At 51.5% G+C, this 22,513-nt stretch carries 18 protein-coding genes; 7 read left to right on the top strand and 11 right to left on the bottom strand.

Annotated elements, in window-relative coordinates:
• Nucleotides 1-306 precede the first annotated feature (306 nt).
• Entirely contained in the window at nt 307-867 is a 561-nt protein-coding gene (locus KQI79_RS09340; RefSeq protein ID WP_216537960.1) for a hypothetical protein, read from the bottom strand.
• A 365-nt stretch (nt 868-1,232) separates the two neighbouring features.
• On the opposite strand from KQI79_RS09340, the gene KQI79_RS09345 reads away from it, so the two are divergent.
• The 3 genes from KQI79_RS09345 to KQI79_RS27520 all read left to right on the top strand — a co-directional run bounded on the left by KQI79_RS09345 (nt 1,233) and on the right by KQI79_RS27520 (nt 3,171).
• Nucleotides 1,233-1,880, top strand: a complete 648-nt coding sequence (locus tag KQI79_RS09345; protein ID WP_216537961.1) for a FusB/FusC family EF-G-binding protein — start codon at nt 1,233-1,235, stop codon at nt 1,878-1,880.
• A gap of 172 nt (nt 1,881-2,052) precedes the next feature.
• Nucleotides 2,053-2,958 (top strand): phosphotransferase, encoded by a 906-nt coding sequence (locus KQI79_RS09350; protein ID WP_216537962.1) that lies wholly within the window; start codon nt 2,053-2,055, stop codon nt 2,956-2,958.
• Nucleotides 2,959-3,075: 117 nt separating this feature from the next.
• Nucleotides 3,076-3,171: a putative holin-like toxin gene (locus KQI79_RS27520; RefSeq protein WP_483311375.1), complete on the top strand. Its 96-nt coding sequence runs from the start codon at nt 3,076-3,078 to the stop codon at nt 3,169-3,171.
• A gap of 315 nt (nt 3,172-3,486) precedes the next feature.
• On the opposite strand, the gene KQI79_RS09355 is transcribed toward KQI79_RS27520, so the two are convergent.
• Both KQI79_RS09355 and KQI79_RS09360 read right to left on the bottom strand, forming a co-directional pair.
• Complete coding sequence (locus tag KQI79_RS09355; protein ID WP_367398157.1) at nt 3,487-4,023, bottom strand: P-loop nucleotide/nucleoside kinase family protein; 537 nt, start codon at nt 4,021-4,023, stop codon at nt 3,487-3,489.
• A gap of 366 nt (nt 4,024-4,389) precedes the next feature.
• Entirely contained in the window at nt 4,390-5,226 is an 837-nt protein-coding gene (locus KQI79_RS09360; RefSeq protein WP_216537964.1) for a sulfurtransferase, read from the bottom strand.
• 259 nt (nt 5,227-5,485) lie between these two features.
• Here KQI79_RS09360 and KQI79_RS09365 point away from each other — a divergent pair, with 259 nt between their 5' ends.
• Nucleotides 5,486-5,704 carry a hypothetical protein gene (locus KQI79_RS09365; protein WP_216537984.1) on the top strand — a complete coding sequence of 73 codons (219 nt, stop codon included), beginning with the start codon at nt 5,486-5,488 and terminating at the stop codon, nt 5,702-5,704.
• A 93-nt stretch (nt 5,705-5,797) separates the two neighbouring features.
• Here KQI79_RS09365 and KQI79_RS09370 read toward each other — a convergent pair whose 3' ends face one another.
• The 7 genes from KQI79_RS09370 to KQI79_RS09400 all read right to left on the bottom strand — a co-directional run bounded on the left by KQI79_RS09370 (nt 5,798) and on the right by KQI79_RS09400 (nt 18,044).
• A complete protein-coding gene (locus tag KQI79_RS09370; RefSeq protein WP_216537965.1) occupies nt 5,798-6,373 on the bottom strand; it encodes a DUF6609 family protein in 576 nt (191 codons plus the stop codon).
• Nucleotides 6,374-6,597: 224 nt separating this feature from the next.
• Nucleotides 6,598-7,734 carry a glycoside hydrolase family 88 protein gene (locus KQI79_RS09375; protein WP_216537966.1) on the bottom strand — a complete coding sequence of 379 codons (1,137 nt, stop codon included), beginning with the start codon at nt 7,732-7,734 and terminating at the stop codon, nt 6,598-6,600.
• A gap of 54 nt (nt 7,735-7,788) precedes the next feature.
• Nucleotides 7,789-13,287 carry a polysaccharide lyase family 8 super-sandwich domain-containing protein gene (locus tag KQI79_RS09380; protein WP_216537967.1) on the bottom strand — a complete coding sequence of 1,833 codons (5,499 nt, stop codon included), beginning with the start codon at nt 13,285-13,287 and terminating at the stop codon, nt 7,789-7,791.
• Nucleotides 13,288-13,305: 18 nt separating this feature from the next.
• Nucleotides 13,306-14,718, bottom strand: coding sequence for a sulfatase family protein (locus KQI79_RS09385; protein ID WP_216537968.1), 1,413 nt, complete (start codon nt 14,716-14,718; stop codon nt 13,306-13,308).
• Nucleotides 14,719-14,826: 108 nt separating this feature from the next.
• A complete protein-coding gene (locus KQI79_RS09390; RefSeq protein ID WP_216537969.1) occupies nt 14,827-15,702 on the bottom strand; it encodes a carbohydrate ABC transporter permease in 876 nt (291 codons plus the stop codon).
• Between the two features lie 24 nt (nt 15,703-15,726).
• Complete coding sequence (locus KQI79_RS09395) at nt 15,727-16,629, bottom strand: carbohydrate ABC transporter permease (protein ID WP_216537970.1); 903 nt, start codon at nt 16,627-16,629, stop codon at nt 15,727-15,729.
• An 80-nt stretch (nt 16,630-16,709) separates the two neighbouring features.
• Complete coding sequence (locus tag KQI79_RS09400; protein WP_253298040.1) at nt 16,710-18,044, bottom strand: ABC transporter substrate-binding protein; 1,335 nt, start codon at nt 18,042-18,044, stop codon at nt 16,710-16,712.
• Between the two features lie 146 nt (nt 18,045-18,190).
• Here KQI79_RS09400 and KQI79_RS09405 point away from each other — a divergent pair, with 146 nt between their 5' ends.
• The 3 genes from KQI79_RS09405 (at nt 18,191) to KQI79_RS09415 (ending at nt 21,283) form a co-directional block, all read left to right on the top strand.
• A complete protein-coding gene (locus KQI79_RS09405) occupies nt 18,191-19,693 on the top strand; it encodes a sensor histidine kinase (RefSeq protein WP_216537971.1) in 1,503 nt (500 codons plus the stop codon).
• 32 nt (nt 19,694-19,725) lie between these two features.
• The gene (locus KQI79_RS09410) at nt 19,726-20,409 is read left to right on the top strand and encodes a response regulator transcription factor (protein ID WP_216537972.1); all 684 of its coding nucleotides are present in this window, start codon (nt 19,726-19,728) and stop codon (nt 20,407-20,409) included.
• Between the two features lie 79 nt (nt 20,410-20,488).
• On the top strand, nt 20,489-21,283 hold the full coding sequence (locus KQI79_RS09415; protein WP_216537973.1) for an alpha/beta hydrolase: 795 nt from the start codon (nt 20,489-20,491) through the stop codon (nt 21,281-21,283).
• Nucleotides 21,284-21,979: 696 nt separating this feature from the next.
• Here KQI79_RS09415 and KQI79_RS09420 read toward each other — a convergent pair.
• Nucleotides 21,980-22,363 (bottom strand): hypothetical protein, encoded by a 384-nt coding sequence (locus KQI79_RS09420; RefSeq protein ID WP_216537974.1) that lies wholly within the window; start codon nt 22,361-22,363, stop codon nt 21,980-21,982.
• Between the last annotated feature and the right edge of the window lie 150 nt (nt 22,364-22,513).

The raw sequence follows: 22,513 nt of genomic DNA on the forward strand, positions 1-22,513 counted from the left end.
TTTCCCATAATTAAGAAACAAGCCTTCATCGCCGGTACGATCGGCACTATGAGGCTTGTTCCTTGAACTTTCGTATGATATGTCTCATTCTCCCTTTTTGGGCCAAGCGGCTTCCAACTGAATTCCGTTATTATCGATAAAAATAAAATTGCGTATGCTTCCTTGATCGTATATATCCGTCATTACAACCCCTTGGTCGTTCAATTTATTGCGCAATGCCAACCATTTTGACGAGAAGCGTCTTTAATGTTTCGAACCCGCGCTCCAAAATAAGTCAATAACTACATTCTAAGTTTGCAGTATACATTAACTGATCCAAGTTTCTGCGGATTTGGCAACTTCCCATTTCCCATCCCGATATTCGACAACGACTTCAATACCGATCGCGCCTTTGGCGGATTTATAGACAGAACCCTTAACGATCACTTTATTGTCCGAAACTTCCGCGCTCTCCACAGTAAGCAGCACCCCTTCAATATAACGTGCCTCTCCCAAGCGCCCCTCTTGTTCCAATTCATCCAATGTCGTATCCAGCACATCCACACCATATTTGCTCAAATCGTTTTGTACCTTCTCTTTGTCTTCTGCGGTAATATTCTCTATTTTGCTTAATTCGATGGCTAGATACTGCATATCGCGCTCAAGCCCGCCTCCATGTTGCATGAACTCGTCGAAAACGAGACTATACGCTTCCCCCATATCTTGTTTTGAAGCGGACTCTTCCCGATGCAACGGTTCCGTGCCGCTGTTTGTTTTAGATATTGCGTCTATCCCGCTAGTCCCGCTCATGCTTTTTTCCGCAACTTCAGTTGAACATGCCGTAAGCAATACAATGAGTATCATAATGAATGCCATCCCGATTTTCATCTACATCAACCCCAACTGGAAAAGTAATCTTCACACTTGAGACGGCAGGAGAGGCCGCGATGTTGCAAATGTCGGATGATGAAATTGCCAAAATTAAGGATCTGATGATCTACCCACTGGGGTCAATTGCGTCACTCAGTGATCTTCTGCTATACTTTTCGTATGTTAGCGAAACGGGGGTTGTATAGATATGGCAATGCTGAATTGCTCATTAGCTAGGAAGTCCTCATGCAAAGCCTAATCTAGGGCGATACTTTGCGTGGGGTGCGATAGAATAGATTCCATCGCCCAAACAACTATATCGTTTCTAATAATGGGCTTTGCACCTTATTGCTTTTGAACAAAAAATAAGGGGCTGAAAAGCTATGAGTACAACATTTATTAGAAACCACCAATACAATGTCATTAAAAAGCAAGCGGAATTTCTTCAGAAGACATTGCAAACCGTCGCGGATCGGAGGGTTATTGAATCCGTAAGATATCGTACTGCGGCGAACATTATTGAAGCGTTTCCTCAATTGACAGAGGATCAGCGGCAGATGCTGGAACAAGTATCCGCCTTGGAGACGGACAATGATTTCCAGAGATATCTTGGCGAATTAGAACCATACTTAGAGCCGTATCCGCCGATTACGCCGAAACAGCTTCAGAAGTTATTCCCTAAAAATAAGAAGTTGAAAGTTCCGGATCTGCAAACCATCGACTTCCGATATTTGACATACTTGAGCTGGGTCGATATTGCCACGGGCAGGCTGTTCATTGTCTACCCGTTCGAAGGACAATTCGCCGGGATCGAGGGAAGGATTATGCCGATCAACAAGAAAGGGTACTGCCTGTTCTGCAACCGGCATCAAGAACTTGCCTTCTTCTCGGTCAAGACCAAGTCTGCGAACGCTTCGCCGGATAATTATTTTGCTATTGGCCAGTACGTATGTATGGATCATCATCTATGCAATCAGAGCATTACCGATACAGGACCACTGGAGAAGTTCATTCTCTCTGTTCATAAATAAAGAAACAGGCTGCCCGTAATGGCGCAGCCTGTTTTATTTTTCCAAAAGAGTCCTGAATTTCTTCAAGACCTCATTCAACATCATATCAAACAGGAAATTATAAGTCTATACTTTTCTGGATATTCATGTAAAATTCCCGCTGTATAAATAAAAACAACACAGGAGGATGTCTATGATTCCAGAACGTTTATCTGCTTATGATGCAATTATACCATTGCTTGATGAAGTCATTGAATGGTCGCTCTTGCGGAAATGGTCTCTTTCTGAAGTATACAGGGTAACTTTGAAATCGGGCCAAACTCGTATTATGAAATGGGGCGGAAAAGAGATGGCTGGGGAAGCAACCATGTACCAACAGCTCGTGAGTTCCTTAAAGGTACCATCTCCCCATATTTATGGCTTTTTTCAACTGGAAAATAGCGCAGTTATAATCATGGAGGATTGCGGAAGGTATAATTTGGAACAGCAGCCTAACCCTGCTCATTTTCTGGAGGCGGCAAGGGTATTGGCGAGATTGCGAGAAACGGCATCGGCTAATCTAGGGAAGAATCTTCGCAGCGAAGTCATTCGTTCCTACTCGGCGTCCGCTGCAGACTTCCTTGCACTTTTGGACGATCTGCTTAGGTCGCGCCATCTTGTAAGAAACGAAACTCTTTTAAGTCTGCAAACCACATTCCCACATGAACTTCAGAAATTATATCAGACAGTCCCATTTACCCTCGTCCATCATGATTATCATGCTAAGAACCTGGTAATTCAGAAGAATGGCATTTTGCCGATTGACTGGTCACTTGCTTATTTAAGTCCCCATCTAGGAGATTTATATTGTTTAATTGCTGAAGCCCGTTCTTTTAGCAACGTGTCAAAGAAGGATATTTTATCAGCGTTTCGTGATGAGGTTCACTCCGATTTATCTATAGAACAGCTTAACTGGCAAGTAAGCGTAGGCGGGATATGTTGGCTTGTCAAAACGTTGAAATGGCTAGTATACGGGGGAACGGACACCATTCCTGGTTCTGAGGCTTGGATACCTGATTTGATGAATGATCTAGAAAATCTCATGAAAGAGGTCAATTAAACTTATCTTATCCGTTTCGAGCAGGAACACTTGCTCGCATCTTGGGTATACGATAAGATATTCTTGTACAATTGAACCTTGGGTGGGCATGGTTTCCCTTCGAAAGGAGGTGAAGCCGTGGAATTAAAAGATGCAATCCTCATCATGATTGCTTTTTCAACCTTTATCATTGCTCTTTTAACATACATCGCGAATAACTACAAGAGAAAGTAAAAACCCACCCCAAGGTTTAGCGGCCAAAGGTGGGTTTTGTCCTTTTCAGCTTGGAAGGGGCGACACTCCGGTTTGAGCCGGAGCAAGTCATCCACCTGTGGCTGGGTCAAGCCGAACGGAACGCCAACAAAAGGCCAAGTGAAGCAAGGTAATACCCGAAGGGTGGATGGGCCGGGGAAGGCTGGAACGCTGTTGTTTGCAACCTGTTGACAGTTGTTTGCAATTTTACTAACCAACCTCAAATAGCACTATCGATCCCGTTAGTTTGGCCTTCAACGGGGTGGTGTCCTAAGTAACAGGTTGTGCGAGGGTTATCTATGCTTTGATCACCATTTCCCCTTCTCCAGTAGGGGTCTCAAAACCACTTAAAAACCGGGTTAGGGTATCTTCAGTGATTGGAAACGCCGCATTGGCATCAAAACGTTCACTCCGGACGAGAAGCCTCCGACGCAATTCATCCGGTTGAACCTTTAAGTAAATCAGTTTCCATACGCCACCATGCCGCTCGATCAGTTGCTTGTATTCGTTTCGTCTTTGACGCTGCCAAAAGCTGAAATCGATGACGACAGGGTGTTTAGCCTGAATCAGATTAATCAGCACGCCACGCAACTTTATTTCCGATTCTTCTTGATAGGACTCATAATTCCGCTCCGGATAATCCACTCCATAACGGCCGTGTTTGGCCCAGATATCCTCATCTATCGAGAGCCGGACGAATCCCTCTTTCTCCAGCTTTTGAGCAAAGGTTGTTTTACCCGATCCTGCCACGCCGCACATCATCACCACGACGGGAGCCTCGCTCGAACGCTTTTGCTGCACCAAATTTTCGATAACAAACTTTTCATTCAGCACAATACACCATCTCCTTTCTATCTCTGACCCATTGAAACGAAAGTACATCCATCATAGTTAAGAAATAATATTCTAAATGTTAGGCTATCACCATGACTACATTACTTCAACTAGCTTGAGGCATTGTAGTTTCGCTCCTTATCTGTTTTGCTCATTCAACTAGCCCTTTATTTATCTGTTCAATTTACTGTGGTCGATCTAGTCTCGACTGCCTGACCTTGGCTGACTCCTGGCCACTTGCAACTGCTTTCCCCGACTTCATGTTTGCAAACTGTTGAACGAGAAACCAAAAGAGGGCCGCAACAGGTCGTCAACCGGCAACCTGCCACAGCCCTCCAGCCCGCGTCCGACGCGGCCACCCGCCTCTTACTTCTCTCCCGTCGCGATCGGGTTCTCCGCGTACGAAATCCAATCGCTCCAACTGCCCGCGTACAACTTCACCTTCGTAAAGCCGGCTTCCTTCAGGGCGAGCACATTCGGGCATGCGGTAACGCCGGACCCGCAATAGACGATGATTCCGGCATCCTTCGGAAGCTCTGCAAAATGCTCGCGAAGCGCATCGGCATTCTTCCAATGCCCGGAGGAATCCTGAACGCCCTTCCAGAAGTAATTGACCGCGCCCGGGATATGGCCGGCCTTCGCGTCGAGCGGCTCTTCGAAACCGGCATAGCGGCGCGGCTCGCGGGAATCGATAATGATGTTCGACCCATCCTTCGAAGCGGCGCGGACGTCCTCCATCGAGGCCAGCATGGCCGGCTTAAGCGACAGCTCGTACGTAACCGGAATGACGACAGGCTGCTCGTTCGTGACGGGATAAGAAGCGTTCTTCCAGGCCGTAAAGCCTTCATCCAAGACATAAGCCTGCCGATGCCCCGTGTACTGCAGCAGCCACCATAACCGGCTGGCCATCGCGCCGCCTTGGTCGTCATAGATGACGACGCGCACGCCTCGATGGATGCCGGCTTTGCCGAGTGCCAAGGCAAGCTGCTCCATGTCCGGAAGGGGGTGGCGTCCCCCATGTCTTGCCACAGGAGCGGAGAGGTCCTTCTCCAGGTCTAGATAGATTGCCCGCGGAATATGCGCTTCTTCATAATCAGTTCTGCCGGATTCCGGCTTACCCAGAGCAAAGCGGCAGTCCACAATAACAAGATCGGGTTCATAGAGCCTCGCCAGCAGCCATTGTTTCGATACGATATGCTCCATAGAGTTTCAGAGCACCGCCTTCCCATTTCAAAATATTGAATTCTATAATCGAATTATATCATATTGCTTGCTGTCCACTCCGGCAAAATATTTAAACATATAAATATATAATGCCGTTCACTGAAAGCAATGGCAGCGGGATCACAATCGGACACCGCTCGCCCCCTTGTTTCGACCGCGCTTTGTTCCGCATACTCCCCCCTAAAGCTGCGAATGATATGGATGATTCCAAATTTACGGCTGAAAGGAGCTATCTTCATTGACGCACAAAGATGAAAGAAACAACACAGAACTTCAAAATACCCCCGACATAAAGCCGGGATATGATTATATCTGGGGGAGCGATCAAGACGAGTTTCGGCAAAAACCTGCTCAAAAGGTGAAAGTCGTTGCCGAAATGCCTGAGGACGAAGAAATGCGGGAGCAGCTTGAAGAATTCAAAAAGAATGACGGCTACCCAGGCTCTTGCGGTCAGTAATGAAACACGAAAATGGGAACAAAGTATCCCTCATTCACGAATTAACGTTCGTCAAATAAGGGGCTTCGTTCCCAACATACCTTAATCATCGCCTTACCCTTGAATATGATTCGTTCTTTGAAATGCCGGTTTGCCGGCGAGCAGCAGGTAAAGGCCGAAAATCAATTTCAGGCCGATATCGATATACGCGACCAATTGAAAGCTGGCATTCTCGTCCAACATACCGAACAAGGCGTTCGCAGAAAGCAGGACGGCGAGCGCTATCATGGATGGGCCGTGACCCCAAGCCATTGGTATAAAATGAATGCCGATGGCAAGAAAGGCGCCGAGCCAGATCAAGCGGTAATTCCCGTCCGCGAAATGCGGACCGCCAATCAGTACCATCAAACCAATCATCAATACAATGGAAAAAATAAGCATCCGTTTCTGCAGAACGGTCGGTTTGCCGTAGGACAGTTTGCGGTTCACCGTTTTATTGCCTAGAATGCCGACGATGCCGATGACGTAGCCAAATGAAAAGACAGGCATCATGATTAGCTCCTTTCCTCCTGCCATGAGCCCTGCGAAGATGACCAACGCCACCCAGATCAGCCACGCGCCGCACACCCTTTTATTCAGAAACTCCAATCTTTTCCATTTTATCCCAGGCGGGACCTGCTCTTTCATCATTCATCCTCCCTCGTATCCGGCATCGGTATCCGCGATAGACCACCGGGCATTCCGCGTTTCCGGACGAATAAGTGCGAATAGGCCGAGCGTTCTTCGCACTCGACCTAACTATTGTAATATACAAGTTTTAACAAACGCAATCGCAACATCAAAGCGATGCAATGGGCAGCAATGCCGCCGTTCGGCCTGTCGGAACTCCCTAACGTTTCGTCCCGAACCGCCGCTTATTCGTACCAGTACCCCTTGATGCCTTTGGACAACCGGACCAGCGCCTCCAGATAGTAATAATCGCCCCAGATCATGTAATCGTCCGGGCCGCGCCCGCCGCGGACATGATAAGATCCGTGCTGCAGCAATCCTTCCGCGTCGGGAAGGCGGACGGTCGAGTAATGGTCGACAAGCGATTTCATCTTGCGCTGGACGGCGTCCGCGAACAGAGCGCGATCCGGGTCGCCCCCTTCCAGCAGATCGAGCAGTTCCAGCAAGCCGCATGCGACGATGGCCGAGGCGGAACTGTCGCGAGGCGTATCCGGTTCGATCGGCACGTCGAAATCCCAATAGACGACGCCGTCTTCCGGCAAACGCTCGATGAAATAACGCGCCATTCGTTTCGACGTTTCCAGAAACCGCACATCCTTCGTATAGCGGAAGCATAATGCAAACCCGTAAATGCCCCATGCCTGTCCGCGCGTCCAGGTGGACCCGTCCCGATAGCCTTGATGCGTACCGCCGCGGAGAGCGTTGCCGTTCTGCGGGTCGAAGTAGAAGGTATGGTACGACGAATCGTCGCCCCGCACCAGATATCGGCGGCTGATATGAGCATGCCGGTACGCAACGTCGTAATACCGCCGCTCTCCGGTCTGCTCGTATGCCCAGAACAAGAGCGGCAAGTTCATGAGGCAATCGATAATAATGCGCCCTCCGTTCTCCGGATCGTCCCTAACGCCCCACGCCTGAATCGCGCCGATTCGCGGACGCCAACGCTGGAGCAGCTTGTCCGCAGCCCGCAGCGCCAATTCCCGCGCCCCTTCGTCCTTCAGCACGCGCCACTGGGCGACGGCGGAAAGCGAGTATAGAAATCCGATGTCATGGTGATCCAAACAAATATGCTTTTCCAACCGCTCCCGATAACTGTCCAATTGCGACGCGGCCGCTTCGCGGAGCGAGGCGTCTCCCCCATATTCGAAACCAAGCCACATCATACCGGTATAAAAGCCTTCAATCCAATCGTCGTTCGCTCCCCATTCGTAACGTTTCTCCCCCGCGGCTTCTTTCCCCGCAATATGGGGGAAGAGGCCGGGATAACGTTCGATATTCCGTTTTATTTTGGTCATTGCATCGTCAATCGCCCGCTCCCACATCGTTCTGTTCTCCTTTTCCAGCGTATAGTTTCTGATTTGATGTCGCACAGGCCGTTACGATCCGGCCGGCACTGCCTTGAAGATCCGTTCCGTCAGGACGACCGCTTCCGCTCTTGTACCACGCCGTTTCGGCCGGAAGGTACCATCTTCAAAACCTTGCAGCACGTCTGCCGCAGTCAAAGAAGCGACCGCCTCGCCTGCCCATTCCGCAATTTGTCCGCTATCTTGGAACGGCCTCATGCCGGACGCCGATTCGATCGGAAACGCTCTGAACGCCATTAACGCCATTTGTTCCCGCGTAACCGGCTCGTCCGGCGCGAACGACGTATCCGATACGCCGTTAACGATGCCGTGCGCCGCCGCCGTTCCTACGAGTTCCGCGGACCAGTGCCCGTTCAGGTCGGCGAATGCCGGTCCGGATCGAGGCGCAAGACCAAGAACGCGTACGATCAAAACGGCAAATTCCGCGCGGGTCATCGCCCGATCGGGGCGAAAGCTTCCGTCCGGATAGCCGTTCATCCACCCCGCTTCAATGCTTCTGCGAATCGTCTCTTCCGCCCAATGGCCGGCGATATCGCGAATTGCCGCATCTTGATCGCCCTTCGTTGCCGACTCCTCTTCTCCGGAATTGTCTGTTCCGCGCTCTCCGCTATCGGCGTTACCGTCTTCGTCCTCTTCACTCTTCCCGGCCTGTTGGTCGATATTGGCAGACATGTTGTCCGGTTTATCGTCATTCCGGCTATTGCCGCCGCTTCCTCCGCCGCTGCCGCCTTCTCCGTTGCCGCCGCCATCCCCCGGTTTCTCATTGCCCGTAACCGTAATGACGCTCTCGGCGCGTTCGCGCCGATCCTCTGTCCGTACAATGATTTTTGCGGTTCCGGGCGCAAGAGCGGTTACCAATCCTTGATCGTCGACATTTGCGATTGCGGGTTGAAGCGATTCCCAGACGTACTGCGCGTTGACCGCATCCGCGGGATCAGCCTCCGCCTTCAGCGCTAATGTATCTCCCACGCGCAGGTTCGCGTTCGACGGGACCACCGTTATACGCTCGACCTGCCGCTCGAATCCGTAAATCTTGACATCGTCAATATATAGCGGCGCATTCACGGCGCCATAGCTCGTAGTAAAGGCAATCCCGTCGATCGCAGCGGACGGTTGCGTAAAAGGCAAAGAACGCTCCAGCAGCGCACCGTCCAAATAAAGATCGAACGTATTCTCCGCAATATTCGCATCCAGTTTGACGGAATACCACACATTATGGGCAAATTTGATCAAATCGACGATTCCGCCGTCCGGATCGATATATTTCAAGTACTGTCCGTTCGACTTGAGTGTGATGACCGGATCTTTGCCGTTCGTCAGTTCGAACACCGGCCATTTGCCGCTCGTCCCCTCCTTGAATTTCCACTCGGCAACAATGCGGTCGTTCTGCGAAGGGAAAGATTTGCTCGCTTTCGCGCTGAATTTGGCGTTATTATCGTCGAGCAGCAAGCTTCGGTTCGCTGCCGACGGTTCGTCCGCGATCGCTACCGTCGCGTCGGTTTGCTCGGCAATCGTCCAACTTGCCGGTTTGGTTCCGGTCTCGTATCCGTTAAACGTCTCGTAGACAAAGGATTTCGCACCGGTTACATATACAATGACATCGTCGACGTATAAGGAGGCCCTGCTCGCCGCGGGGGTCGTCGCGAAACGAATCGCGCCGATCGAATTGGTCCCGTTCCTGAATTGCGCGTCTGTCGCAGCCAATTCGTTGTCAACGTATACATCGAACGAACCGCGGGCCGGATCCAGCCTTAATTTCACCTTGTACCATGTTGCGGGGGCCAGTGCGCGAATCGGATGTTTGCATCCGTCCGGGCCGACCCATTGCAGTCCCTCTTCGTCGCTGACCAGTTGCACGGCAACGTTGTTTCCGTCCAGCAATTCGAACGTGGAGGATGCCGCGCCTTCAGGTTCGGCGAACTTCCATTCCACTTCGAGCTTGCCGGATTGCGGCTCGAAATTGCGCTCGGCGGAAACGGAACCGCCGCTCGCGTTCCGGTCCAGCAGGCGGAAATACAACCCGTCCCGCCCGGCCGGTTGCTGAAGGCTTGCGGTCGTATCCGGGGCGATCGACGCTTTCCACCCTTCAGGAATATTCCCTTCCGTCTGATCGTCGAAATGATCGTATATATATGCGATCGGCGGCGGATCCGGCAACGGTTCGGGCTCGTTCCCCGGCTCCGGCAACGGCCGCTCCGGTTCCGGACGCGGCTTGTCCGGATCGAGATCGAACACGGCGTTGAACGACCGTCCGAGCGAGCCGTTTACATTCGCCTGAAATCGAATCGTCGGAGACAATTGCGTCACGAAGATTTCCGGATCGGCGCTTACAACGCCCGCGGCGGATCGATCCAATTCGATTTCGATGACGCCCGTATTCTCCAACGTGGGATCGGCAACCGCGACCGCGAGGGTATCGTCGTCATGCTCCCCGATCATTAAGGACGCTTGACGGTTGCTTGCCGCAAAATCGGCTTTACCGCCGGCAGCGCTCCAGAAATTCACGCCCGTCAAACCGAGCTTTCGTTCGCGCACGGCATGGACATCCGCCGTATTCGCCACGATCTCGATATCCGGATTGGCGGCGTACCGCTCCGTTTCTTCCGCCGTCTTGTTGGGCAACAAGACATAACTGTATGTTTGATTGCGGGGACGAACCCCGTGATCGAACCACATCGTCATGTAATCGCGCGTTCTAACGTCTTGAGGCCCTCCCGCATCCCCGTTCTCGTTGCGGTTAATATCGAACCATGTTCCGCTGCGCCGTTCGCGCAACATATGCAGCGTCTGCCGCTCGGGAAAGTAATATCCAATGTCCGAATTCGGCATATGGCCCGCCAAATGCGCCCAGTTTGCCGCTTGGCCGTCGCTCCGGCCGGGCGCAACCGGTTGCGGAACGCCGTCAACCGTCACAACGTTCGTTCCCTCGGCGGAAAGTTTGCGCTGCTCCACGATCGTTTCGATATTTTCCCGATCCTCGCTTGTAATGCCCGAACCGAGCGCGACAATTTCATCGTCGAACATAAACCACGATTTGTTCGCCGTCAGCGTCGTTCCGATCTGCCGCAAGTTCATGCCGGAAGTTCCATATTTGTCCAGTGTAACGCCCCCCGCCCAGTTGTTGGCGGGAGCCCCTTCGCCGTCCCCGTACTGATATTGGCTTGAATCGCGTTCGCGCGTATTCAAGGTAACGCCGGGCAATCGATAGTAGTCGACGGTCGACCAAAAATCGTCGCTGTAATGCATCGCGTCTCCATTATACAAATACGTCATACCGTCGCCGGTATACCAGCCCTTGCGGTTTTCTCCGTTCGTCAGTTCGTAGGTCCAGATGCGCTTCGAGCTTTTGCTGACCCCGAAGGCGTAACCCTCTCCCTTATGCACGCTTCGATTCATCGCGTTCAGCTCGAAATGCCCCGGCTCATCGCCCTGCGGCACGACGGTGGAATCGGCCAGCCAGCCTTTGACCGTTTCGATCTGCTCCGTATTGTCGAATATGCGATTGACATCGTGAATGCCGGGATTGCTCGCAATCCAGTACTTGACCAATCCTTTCAGTCGTTGCGCATGATGATCGGGCGCGATTCGGGCCAGTTGCACGATGCCGGACATCATGCCCGATGCGGCTTTATATCCGTCCAGAAAATCGCGGGCAATCGCCCGGCCGCGAACCATGTCCATCACTTCGCCCTTATAAATAATCGGAGCGAATGATTCGTATATCCAGCGATACACATTGTCTGCATTCGGGTCGACAATCTCCCATGGGGAGTCGTTCAACAAATACAGCAAATTGCCGACGCCGCGAATGAGCACCTCGCCGTAACTGCCCGTGTAAGCGATCGTCTTATGTTGAATGAAGGAACCGTCCTCGTAGAAGCCGTCGCCGCTTGTCACGTACTCGAATAACGGACTCATTTGCTCGCGTACGTCGGATAAGCGCTTGCCGTTGCGTTCCACGAGCCCCAGGAGCAGCTCGATCAGCAATATGTCGGAGCGGTTCGCGCCTACATGACGGAATGACGGGGAGGTAACGTCTCCGATATAATGATGGATCGAACGGGCATACTTCCCGATTCGTTCGGCGTCAAGCTCGTCGGCCAGCAAAATGTACATGTCCGCCAGCCTGAGCGGAGCGCCGATTTCCCAGTTCCACCAGTTGCCGTATATTTCTCCGGAATCGCGGTACACGTTGTCATGCATCCAGTCGAGCGCCGCTATCATATCGTCCCACAAGACGGCGTTATGGTATAATACGCCGCCTTGCATGGCATAAGCGGTCGCCATCGTTCTTAACCGGTTCGACCATTGGGCAAGAAAATCCGACGTCTTCAAATCGGCGGGAATCCGAGCGTCATCCCACAATGTACTACGTTGTTCGTACACGTTCATGGATTCCCACCACTGGACCGCTTCCCGGTTGACAGATTCGATTTTCTCCTTCGTCAGACGGGCCGTTTCGGGATCGCTTCCCGTATACGGGACCCCGTTAAGCAAAATGACCGTCCATTTCTGGCGCAGCCGCCGATAATCGTCCCATTCCGCCGACTCGTCCCGGAATACGGTTATTTCCGTATGCGCCGATTGCTCCCCGTGATCCCAAACCGTTGTAATCGTCGCTTGCCCGCTCCGGCGGCCGTAGACGATTCCGTTCTCGTCCACCGAAGCGATGTCCGGATCGCTTGACGACCAGGCAAAGCCGGCATTGTCCGGAGGAACGGCAATCGATCTAGGCCGCAATGAAACCGTGTCTCCTTCGGCCACCTTCGCGGCGGAAGGCAAGGCGATATTCTCTACGGGATCGATTTGCTCCAATTGCTCGTATATTCTAATATCGTCAATCCACATTTCACCGACGGCGCTTTCCGTGCCGGTTTGCTGGAACTTGACGTTATTCAGCTTGTCCCAGGCGGCATCGACGGGAACGCCCGCCTCTTTCAATTCTTCGTTCACATAAATATCCGCCGTCCGGCCGGGGTTGTCGATAACGATTCGAATGAAATACCAACTATGCGGTTCGTAATCGAACATCGTTCCCCCTAACAACTTCGCCCGTCCGTTGCCGCCGAACACGACCATATTGGCAAATTTGCCGCTCAAGCTTTTCAATTGGAATGCCTGCCGGTCATGGAGCGTATCGTTGAACCGGACGCTTGCTTCCAGCACGACGATGCCGTTCAGCCCCATATTATTTTTGGCGATATACATCGTCTGGCCGCTCAAGCCGGAAACCATCTTTAAGCTGCGGTCGGTGCGCGGTTCTACCGTCTCCCCTTGCAAATAATGGCCATAGACGTCGCCCGTAACGTTATAGTTATACACTCCCCAAGTGCCCCCGATCTCCGCGGCGGGTGCGGAAGAGGAAGGCTCCGCAGGATAATTGTCGAACGTAACCTTCGCGAACGTCTGTCCCTCCGCTATTTTCGCTTCCGCCGTATGGGGCGGAAAGACGCTTATCAATAATGCAATAATAAGCATGCCGGCAATCAACGCATTCCTCTTCTTATTCATATCATAGATCTCCCCCAATCAATCGATTGCAAAAAGGTCGTTCGTCTTGCTCAGCCACCCTCTCAACTCTTCCTCCAATTCCCGCGCCAACGGATGATCCGCGCATGAATCGAGGCAGACCGGATTCATTTGGAACGGATCCTCGACATTGTCGTACAAATAGCGCCGCAACGGCTCGTTCGGGGCATATCCGCGATGAACGACATACGTATGGCGCAGCGTTCGAACGCCTCTCCAACCGTATCGCCTGTTATCCAGGCCGCAACGGGCGAATGCCTCGATCGCTTCCTTGCGTCCGGGAAAAGCGGAGATAAAGGCGGAGGAAACTTCCGATCGCGTTCGCCCGAGCAAATCGCCCGAATAATCGCGGCCCTCTACCTTTGCTGGAATCGGCAAGCTCATGAGCCCCAGCAATGTCGGCATAATATCCACGCTGTTGAAAAGGATGTCGGTGCGGCCTTGCGGTATGCGGTGCGGCCATCGCATCAGGCACGGGATGCCAATCGATTCCTCGTACCACGCATGCTTGGCCATCAAGCCGTGCGCTCCCAGCAGTTCCCCATGATCGGCCGACAAAACGACGATGGTGTCGTCCTCCAATCCCATATCCCGCAAACCGGCAAGAATTCGTCCAAACTGTTCGTCCAAGCCTGTAATCGCGGCATAGTAATCGCGCATGTACCGTTCGAGATTCTCTTTCCCTCCCGCTACGGGTTCGCCGGTATGAGCTTGCAGCCTTTCGAACCGCACATTCGGATAAAAAGGCAGCTCCCGCCCCTCGTACCATTTCTTGTACTTGTCCGGTACGAGCTCGAACGGGCTATGCGGCGGGTTCCAGGAAAGGAAGAGCGCAAACGGCTTGTCTTGATTCCGGTTTCGCATATATTCGAGCGCAACGTCGGTTTCGTGTTCCGCGGACCATTGATCGACCTCGATCATCCGCGGATCGTCCCGCCAATAATGCGGCGTCAAATGATGGTCGTCCGCGCCGTAGGAATACCAGAAATCGAAGCCGTGCCGCTTCGGTCCCGGCGGCGTATAGGCATCCCAATCCCGCGCGCCCGATTCCGACGCCTCGGACAAGTTCATCTCCGGCAAGTCAAGATGCCATTTGCCGATATAACCGGTGTCGTACCCGGCCTCCTTCAACACATCCCCGATCGCGGTTTCGTCCGGGCTTAGCATGACGTCGGCTCCTATTTTGCAGTTCGTATAGACGCCGGTCGATTGGGGATAACGCCCTGTCAGCAGCGCCGCCCGATGCGGGGAACAAAGCGGCGTGCAGCTGATCGCATGGTCGAATACCAGATTGTTGCGGGCGAACTCGTCCATATGGGGCGTAATGACCGGGTCCTCGTTGCGGTAGCCGACAGCCTGCCGGCGCCATTGATCGGCAAAAATATAGATTAAATTCGGTCGCTCTGCGCTCATCGACAATCTCCCTCCTGTTGAACAAAATACGCGGATGGCACGGTATGCCAACACACGTTCATCCCGCAGTGATTGAATTAAGGTTGATTCGGCCGACCCAGCCGGCCTTCAACCTTTGACCGCGCCCGCGGTAATGCCCTTCACGAATTGATCTTGCGCAAGAAAGTACAGAATAATCGTCGGGATCACGGCAGACACCGCGGCGGCCATCAACGGACCGTATTCGGTGCTGTGCTCGGACTGGAAATGCTGCATGCCGAGCTGCAATGTAAACAGCTTATCGGAGTTCAAATAAATAAGCGGAGCGAGGAAATCGTTCCACGAATGCATGAAAGTGAAAATGACGAGACTGGCGATCGCCGGACGGGTAAGCGGCAGAATGATGCGCCAATAGATTCCGAATTCGCCCAGACCGTCGATCCGCGCCGCCTCCGACAGTTCTTCCGGAATCGTCATATAGAACTGGCGGAACAGAAACACGCCGAAAGGGCTGAAAGCGCCGAGCAAAATTAGCGCCCAATGCGAATTCACCAATCCGATTTCTTTCATTAGCATAAATTGCGGGATCATCATGACTTGGTACGGAATCATCATCGTCGCGACATATACGAAAAATAATTTGTCCCGCTCCGGAAACTTGACCTTTCCGAACGCATACGCCGCCATGGAACAGGTGAAAATTTGAATCAATGTCGTAATGACCGATATTTTCACCGTATTCATGTAATAGGTGCCGAACGGCAGCTTCGTCCACACCTTCTCATAGTTGGACCAATAGAATGTGCTCGGAATCCATTGAATCGGGAAGCCGAAGATTTCCCCTTCCGATTTGAACGATGCGGAGATCATCCACAGAAACGGCAGTATCATGGACAACGACACCACAATCAACACGGCATAGAGCAACGCCTTGGACAACTTCACGCTTCGTTTCAACGATTTGCGGTACGCGCGGGGAATTTCCGCTTTAACGGTCGTCTGCATCTCGAACCCTCCTGTTTCTATCCGTTAATAATTCACCCATTTTTTCTGGCCTCGAAATTGGATCCATGTGATGATCAAGATCAGAATGAACAGAACATAGGCCATTGCCGAAGCGTATCCGTATTGATAGCGTTGGAATGCCGTATTGTAAATGTCGAATACGAGCACATGCGTCGCGCGGCCCGGGCCGCCCTGCGTCAAGACGAATACCATATCGAATACTTTAAAGGAATTGATAATGCCGATAATGACCGTGAAAAAAATGACCGGCGACAGCATGGGCAGCGTAATGTTGCGAAATTGGGACGCTTTGCCCGCGCCGTCAATTTCCGCCGCTTCGTACAAGTCGCTTGGAATGCCTTGGAGTCCGGCTAAATACAAAACCATATAATACCCGACCGAATGCCAAATATTGACGATAATGACGGAAACGAGCGCCCAATCGGCGGAAGCGAACCATCCCGGCGGCTGGTCGATCCCGACGGCGCGCAGAAAGCTGTTGATCGGCCCCATCGTCGGATTGAACAGCAGCTGCCAAATGACAGCGACGGCGATCGTGGCCGTAATATGCGGGAGAAACATGGCCGTACGGAACAGTTTTAACCCTTTAACGCCCTTGTTCAGAGCTACGGCCGCAAGAATGGCCAGGAACAGCGTGACCGGAACGGTGACGAACGTCATGATCAAGCTGTTCACAAACGAAATGCGAAACGTCTCGTCCGACCACAAGCGGATGTAATTGGCGAATCCCGTAAATTTCATCTGTCCGAAACCGTTCCAATCCGTGAAACTCATGAAAAAGGACGCTAATACCGGAAATAAAATAAAGACGGCAAAACCGATCAAATTCGGCAGCAGGAAGCCGTAACCGACGAGCCTGTTTCTTCTCACATATGCGCTGGACGCTTTACTGGATGTATGCTTCAATGCCGTTTCCCTCCTCTGACGTATCGAACTTCACCGCGGAAGTGAAGTTCGATACGTTTCCTATCTTGTTGGCGTTCGATTTATTGGTTGGCGTTTGCGTATTCGTTGTAATTGTCGGCCCATTCCTTTTGCACGCGCTCGGCGATTTTTTGGATCGCCTGCTCCGCCGTTTGTCCGCCGGTTAACGCTACTTCGCCTTCCTGCAAGTAGATCGCTCCGACAACGGCGCTTTTCACGCCGGGTAACAGCGGATATTCGGGATATTCCCTTTGCTCCACCAAATAATGAATATTGGCCGGTTTTTTGCTTCCGTCGCCGACGTACGCTTTCTTGATCTCATCGTTGGAATAGCCGGTGAGGAATCCTTTGGCTGCGAAGATGGCCGCTCCCTTCGCTCCCGTCATATATTCGAGCACTTTAAAAGCTTCTTCTTTATGTTTCGAATCTTTGTTGATCATAATCGACACGGGCGTCGCCATACTGGTGTTGGCAGGCACCCCTTCGGGATGCGGAACCGGGACGATATCCCAATCGAAATCGATCTTCTTCTCCTCTTCCGCCGTTCGTAGCTGGGCCACATGCCAATCGCCGATCAGGTTCATGGCGACGTTGCCTTTCTGGAATGCGGCGTTATAATGAGCGGAAGTCGTTATTTGTTCGCTCCAAGGCATGATTGAACCGTCCTTCTCCATATCCATCCGGAATTGGAGCGCATCCTTGAACGGAGTCAGATCTTTATCGATGATGGAGGCGCCGGTTTGAACGGCTTGCATATACCATGTTTGCGCCCAAGGATGCAGGAACGCGCCGTATATTTTATCCGCCCCTTCGCCTTTCGTTACTTGTTTGGCCAGTTCGCGGAACTCGTCCCATGTCATATCGTCTTTCGGATACGGGACATTCAGTTGATCGAACAACGTTTTATTGTAATACAGAATCCAGTTCGATTTGCGGTACGGCAAACTGTACGTTTTGCCGCCTACCTTCATTTCGTCGTACAGCGGACCGAAGCCGGACACGTCGACGTTATGGTTCTTGATCAAATCGTCCAACGGCTCGACAATTCCCGTGTCGAGAAAGACATCCATATTGCCCCCGAACAAGTCGATCGGTTCGCCGGAAGAAAGCTGCAGCCGCAGTTTTTCGTAATATTGCTTTTGCGGGATCGTGTCGAATTCCACTTCAATGTTCGGGTTTTCTTGCTTGAAACTTTCGTACGCCAATTTGAACGTTTCCAGATCGTCCGGCAGCACCGTCATTTTCAACGTTACTTTTTCGCCGCCGGTTTGCGCCGTCTGTTCGCCCGATCCGGGCTCGCCGTTTCCGCCGGAAGCGGAATTCGAGCCGGAGCCGCAGGCCGACAGGAGTCCGATCAACAGAACAGCAGCGATCATCGCAGACCATATTTTTTTCATTTACATTCCCCCTGAAGTTCAGTATGATTTGTATACGCTTTCTTTTTCCTGTGTTTATTATAATGGTGGCGCACGCCGGGAAGAAGGTGAAAGTTTTATACCCCCTCCCGCTCCGCTCGTCCACCTTCTAAAGGCAGGGACATCCGATGATCTACTTGGCGCTTATATTTCTTATTTTCTCGCTGTTATTCACCTATCGGAGATTGAACAATCAATCGATCCGTTTCATGTACGGCATCATCGTCGGTTGGACCGTCTCTTTTTTCTGTCTCATTTTATATTTAAGCAAATTCAATTATTATCACAACATAATCAATTCTATTTTCAACTTTAGCCCCGGAACGTGGAACTATCTCGTACTAACCAATTTTAATACGGATCTGCTGATCCGGCTGTTGAACGGCGGGGTCATCCTGTTTCATTATTCGTTGCTGTGCTTTGCGGTATCCTTTGCGGGCACCCGGAAGAAGTGGAACAACAAAGCGATATATCCAGTCATTACCGTCATTTCGTTGGCGCAAATCGTTTTCTACGATCCGGCCGTCAACGTCTGGATGCAGAATGCGATCGGGGGTCTGCCGGAGCATGCCGCCGCCTGGTCCAATTCCGCCGTGAACGCCGCGAACAACGTGTTTCAATACATGAAATATATCTATATCCTGCTAACGTTCGCATTAATGATCCATGATTACTTGACCTATCCTAAAATTCGTTTTTTGAAAAATTACGCCCTATACCATATCTATATTTTGGTTTTCGTGGCCGTCGTGCACAGCATGCTGTTTCCGTGGGCGCCGAAAAATTTAGTGCGGGCAACCTTTTTGCGAGGGTTTTATAATTATTTGCAGCCGCCGATCGGAGCGTACCCGTTAATTTTGTCAATCTTTCCGTACGTCGTCTTTATGGCGCTCGCGCTGCTGGCTTATATCATATACCGGTACAATTCGATCGAAGCGTATCATAAAAACCACAGCATGCAAATCAACAAAAGCATCGATACCGCGTCGCTGGGCACCCGCGCCTTTACGCACGCGTTGAAAAACCATTTGCTGGCCGTCCGCGCGGAAACGGAATATCTCAAGGACAAGCATTCCGGCGATGGGGAGACGACATACAGTCTCAAACTGATCGACGATTCGGTCGGCCAAGCGCTGGACAGCATCGATTTCGCCGCCCGCCAATTAGGATCGATCGAATTGAATTTGCAGCCGCTCTCTTTAAGCGCCCCGATCGGTCCTGCCATGGCGAGAATGCGAGCGGAGCACGAACATATCCGCATCTTCTACCGTTCGGAAGCCGAGAGCGCGCTCGCCTACCTGGACGAGAAGCATATGGGAGAAGTCGTTTACAACATCTTCACGAATGCGGCCGAAGCGGCGGAGGACAAACAAAGGCTGCAAATTACGGTCGAAACGAAACGGCAAAACGGGTGGGGAACGATATCGATCGCCGACAACGGTCCGGGCATACCGGCGGAACAGTTGGAATTGATTTTTTCGCCGTTTTTCACGACGAAATCTTCGGTAACGAACTGGGGAATCGGACTTTCGTTCTGTCATAAAATCGTGGAAGGACATGACGGCAAAATAACGGCCGAAAGCGAGCCGGGACAAGGAACGACCTTCAAAATTTATTTGCCCCTCGTTTGATCGCAAGGATTCTAGGAGGTGGAATATTCGATATGGAGCGCAATATACGCATCGTTGTCGTCGACGACATGGAAGCGCATCGCCGCAGGCTGGAGAGGATGATCGCCGATTGTGCGGACATGACATGCGTCGGGTCGGCCGAATCGGGCGAGGAGGCTGTCGCCGTGGCGGAGAAACTGCAGCCCGATATCGTGCTGATGGACATTGAAATGGAGGACAAGCTGGCAGGCGTTCAAGCCGCCAAACGAATCAACGAGCAATTCCCCGAGATGAAAATTATCGTCGTCACCGTACATAAGGACGACAATATTATTTTCGCCGCGTTTCAGACGGGGATTATCGATTATGTGCTGAAATCGGCGCCGAAGGAAGAAATTACGGAAGCGATCCGGCTCGCATACGCCGATCGTTCCCCGATCCGTCCGATGATCGCCCATAAAATTCGCGAAGAATTCGCGCGGATCAAGAAGACGGAGAACAGTCTGCTTTACATCATCCGCATTATTTCCGAACTGACGCCAAGCGAATTGCAAGTGCTTAAGCTATTATGCGAGTACAAGACGAGAAGGCAAATCGCGGAGGAACGAATCGTGGAATATGAAACGGTGAAAAAACAAATTAGCAGCATCTTGAAAAAGTTTCATATGAGCAGCGCCGCCGACGTCGTGAAAACGGTGAACGAACTGAGAATTTTCGAGGTGTTGAAAAAGTTGTAGCTTGATATAATGATGTAGTCCGGGTATGCCAATAAGTCGTACCTGGCCCAAAATTCGATGCGCAAAGGAGCTTGATTGAATGGCTTTGATCGATTGCCGTTTTTACTCGGAAGTATTAGGCTTGAGCACGGCGATGACCGTGATTTTGCCGCAGCGGACGGCAACGCAAATCGGCATGACGAACACCCAATTCGGAGAGCTTCATCCGACATTGTATTTGCTGCACGGGTATAGCGACGACCATACGATCTGGCTGCGGCGGACGTCGATCGAACGCTATGCGGCGCCGCTGGGCTTGGCTGTCGTGATGCCGCAAGTCGATCACAGCTTCTATACCGATATGGCTTACGGCAAGAAGTACTGGACGTTTCTAAGCGAAGAGCTGCCGCAGATCGCCCGCTCGTTCTTCCCCTTGTCCGCCGCGCGGGAGGACAACTTCGTCGCAGGCTTGTCCATGGGCGGATACGGCGCCTTCAAATGGGCGCTGCGGCGGCCAGATGCGTTCGCGGCGGCAGCCAGCCTGTCCGGGGTGCTGCATGTCGCCCGCCGGGCGGATGCGGCGCCGGACGGCGACGAGTACGCGCTCCGGCGTCCGTTCAAGCTAATATTCGGCGAGGAAAAAGTAACAGGAACAGACAACGATTTGCTGTGCCTTCTTGACCGGCTCGACCGGGCGGACGGTCCGAAGCCGATGCTGTATCAATGCTGCGGTACGGAGGATTTCCTCTACGAGGACAACGCGGCTTTCCGCGACGCCTGCCGGCGCACGAGCTTGGCGCTGACCTACGAAGAAGGCCCCGGCAATCACGATTGGGGCTATTGGGACGCTAAAATAAAAGATGTGCTCGCCTGGCTGCCGTTACGGACCCGTTGAGGTGCCGGGGCTGCCCGCATTCTTTCCGTTGGTTGCCGGAGATTTGCCGCTACGAACGCAGAAATCCAGATACATTGGGGGGCGGCTCTCCGGTTTGGCGGCCATGTAAATGCAATTATCAGACTGTTGAGATATGGCGTGTCTGTGAAAATCGTTGTGAAGCAGATTGATTATCAAAATGCCCTATTGGGGACTCGAAATTCCTTATTTTCCGCGATTGGTGTGGTTTTAGGGTACGGCGAAATCCGGAAGAATTAGCGAACAAATGGGGCTTAAGAAGGCACTAGCGTTGCACCGAATGTTTTACTGCGTTTCAAGCCGATGATTGCGATAGGGATGAACAAGGTTAACGGATTTTGGAGGCCTTATTTGATCCAATAACGCAATTTTGGCGGAGTTAGCGGATTTTGAGGGCTCTATTTTTGTCGAAACTTCACAAAACCAAGGATTCTCACCCGATCGCGACATGTTAACGGTTCGAAAATCCGTTAATTCCAATATTCGACTGGAATTCAAAAAATAAGACCTCGGAAATCCGTTATATTTCCATGGTACCGCATCCCAGCCAGAAGATTTAATGCAACGCTAGTGCTTAGGAAGGCACTATCGTTCCCAATCATAGAGCAAGGCGCGTTCGGGTTTCTCAACAGTCTGAATTTCGCAGTTAGTTTGAATTCGTTGACCGCGTTGTTCTTGTCATGGTCCCATTTCATCCCATCGAATCCCGAAATCACGTCCTTGGCGTTCCTTGAGAAATACTCTTTCTTCCTTCCCATTCACATCATATTTCAAATACCATTTGTTATCCTCCCCTAACAGTGAAAGATCAGGATAAGGCTCGACCATTTTATATTCATCCTTGTCACGAGTAAAATTTGTTTTTCCCAGCAAAGATTCGCCCCAATAACAATAAACGGTTATATTCTCGGCAACCAGATTTCGCTTATGAAATCTAGTCATTAAATCAAATTTGTTATTTATCCCTCTTAAAAGAGAGAGTTGAAATTCCTCATCTGTTCTTTTATATCTCTTCGAAATTTCTTCATTGTAATCCAAGTAACGATCGGGATCTATTTTCAAATATACCTCTATTGCTCATGAAATAGCCCTCCATATGGGTTTTCCCCGATATTCGTTGTCTATTTATATCTTCGGCATATCCGGTATAGAAGTAAATATCTGTAAAAAAACAACGCGGTCCGCGTTCCAAGAACGCACCGCGTTGTTAGA

Origin of the sequence: Paenibacillus sp. MSJ-34, assembly GCF_018918005.1 — a bacterium.
Classification (GTDB): domain Bacteria; phylum Bacillota; class Bacilli; order Paenibacillales; family Paenibacillaceae; genus MSJ-34.

Bases quoted from the DNA above. Each gene is read 5' to 3' on its own strand.
- KQI79_RS09340 (WP_216537960.1), bottom strand. From the start codon at position 867: ATGAAAATCGGGATGGCATTCATTATGATACTCATTGTATTGCTTACG.
- KQI79_RS09345 (WP_216537961.1), top strand. From the start codon at position 1,233: ATGAGTACAACATTTATTAGAAACCACCAATACAATGTCATTAAAAAG.
- KQI79_RS09350 (WP_216537962.1), top strand. From the start codon at position 2,053: ATGATTCCAGAACGTTTATCTGCTTATGATGCAATTATACCATTGCTT.
- KQI79_RS09360 (WP_216537964.1), bottom strand. From the start codon at position 5,226: ATGGAGCATATCGTATCGAAACAATGGCTGCTGGCGAGGCTCTATGAA.
- KQI79_RS09370 (WP_216537965.1), bottom strand. From the start codon at position 6,373: ATGATGAAAGAGCAGGTCCCGCCTGGGATAAAATGGAAAAGATTGGAG.
- KQI79_RS09375 (WP_216537966.1), bottom strand. From the start codon at position 7,734: ATGTGGGAGCGGGCGATTGACGATGCAATGACCAAAATAAAACGGAAT.
- KQI79_RS09380 (WP_216537967.1), bottom strand. From the start codon at position 13,287: ATGAATAAGAAGAGGAATGCGTTGATTGCCGGCATGCTTATTATTGCA.
- KQI79_RS09385 (WP_216537968.1), bottom strand. From the start codon at position 14,718: ATGAGCGCAGAGCGACCGAATTTAATCTATATTTTTGCCGATCAATGG.
- KQI79_RS09390 (WP_216537969.1), bottom strand. From the start codon at position 15,702: ATGCAGACGACCGTTAAAGCGGAAATTCCCCGCGCGTACCGCAAATCG.
- KQI79_RS09400 (WP_253298040.1), bottom strand. From the start codon at position 18,044: ATGAAAAAAATATGGTCTGCGATGATCGCTGCTGTTCTGTTGATCGGA.
- KQI79_RS09405 (WP_216537971.1), top strand. From the start codon at position 18,191: ATGATCTACTTGGCGCTTATATTTCTTATTTTCTCGCTGTTATTCACC.
- KQI79_RS09410 (WP_216537972.1), top strand. From the start codon at position 19,726: ATGGAGCGCAATATACGCATCGTTGTCGTCGACGACATGGAAGCGCAT.
- KQI79_RS09415 (WP_216537973.1), top strand. From the start codon at position 20,489: ATGGCTTTGATCGATTGCCGTTTTTACTCGGAAGTATTAGGCTTGAGC.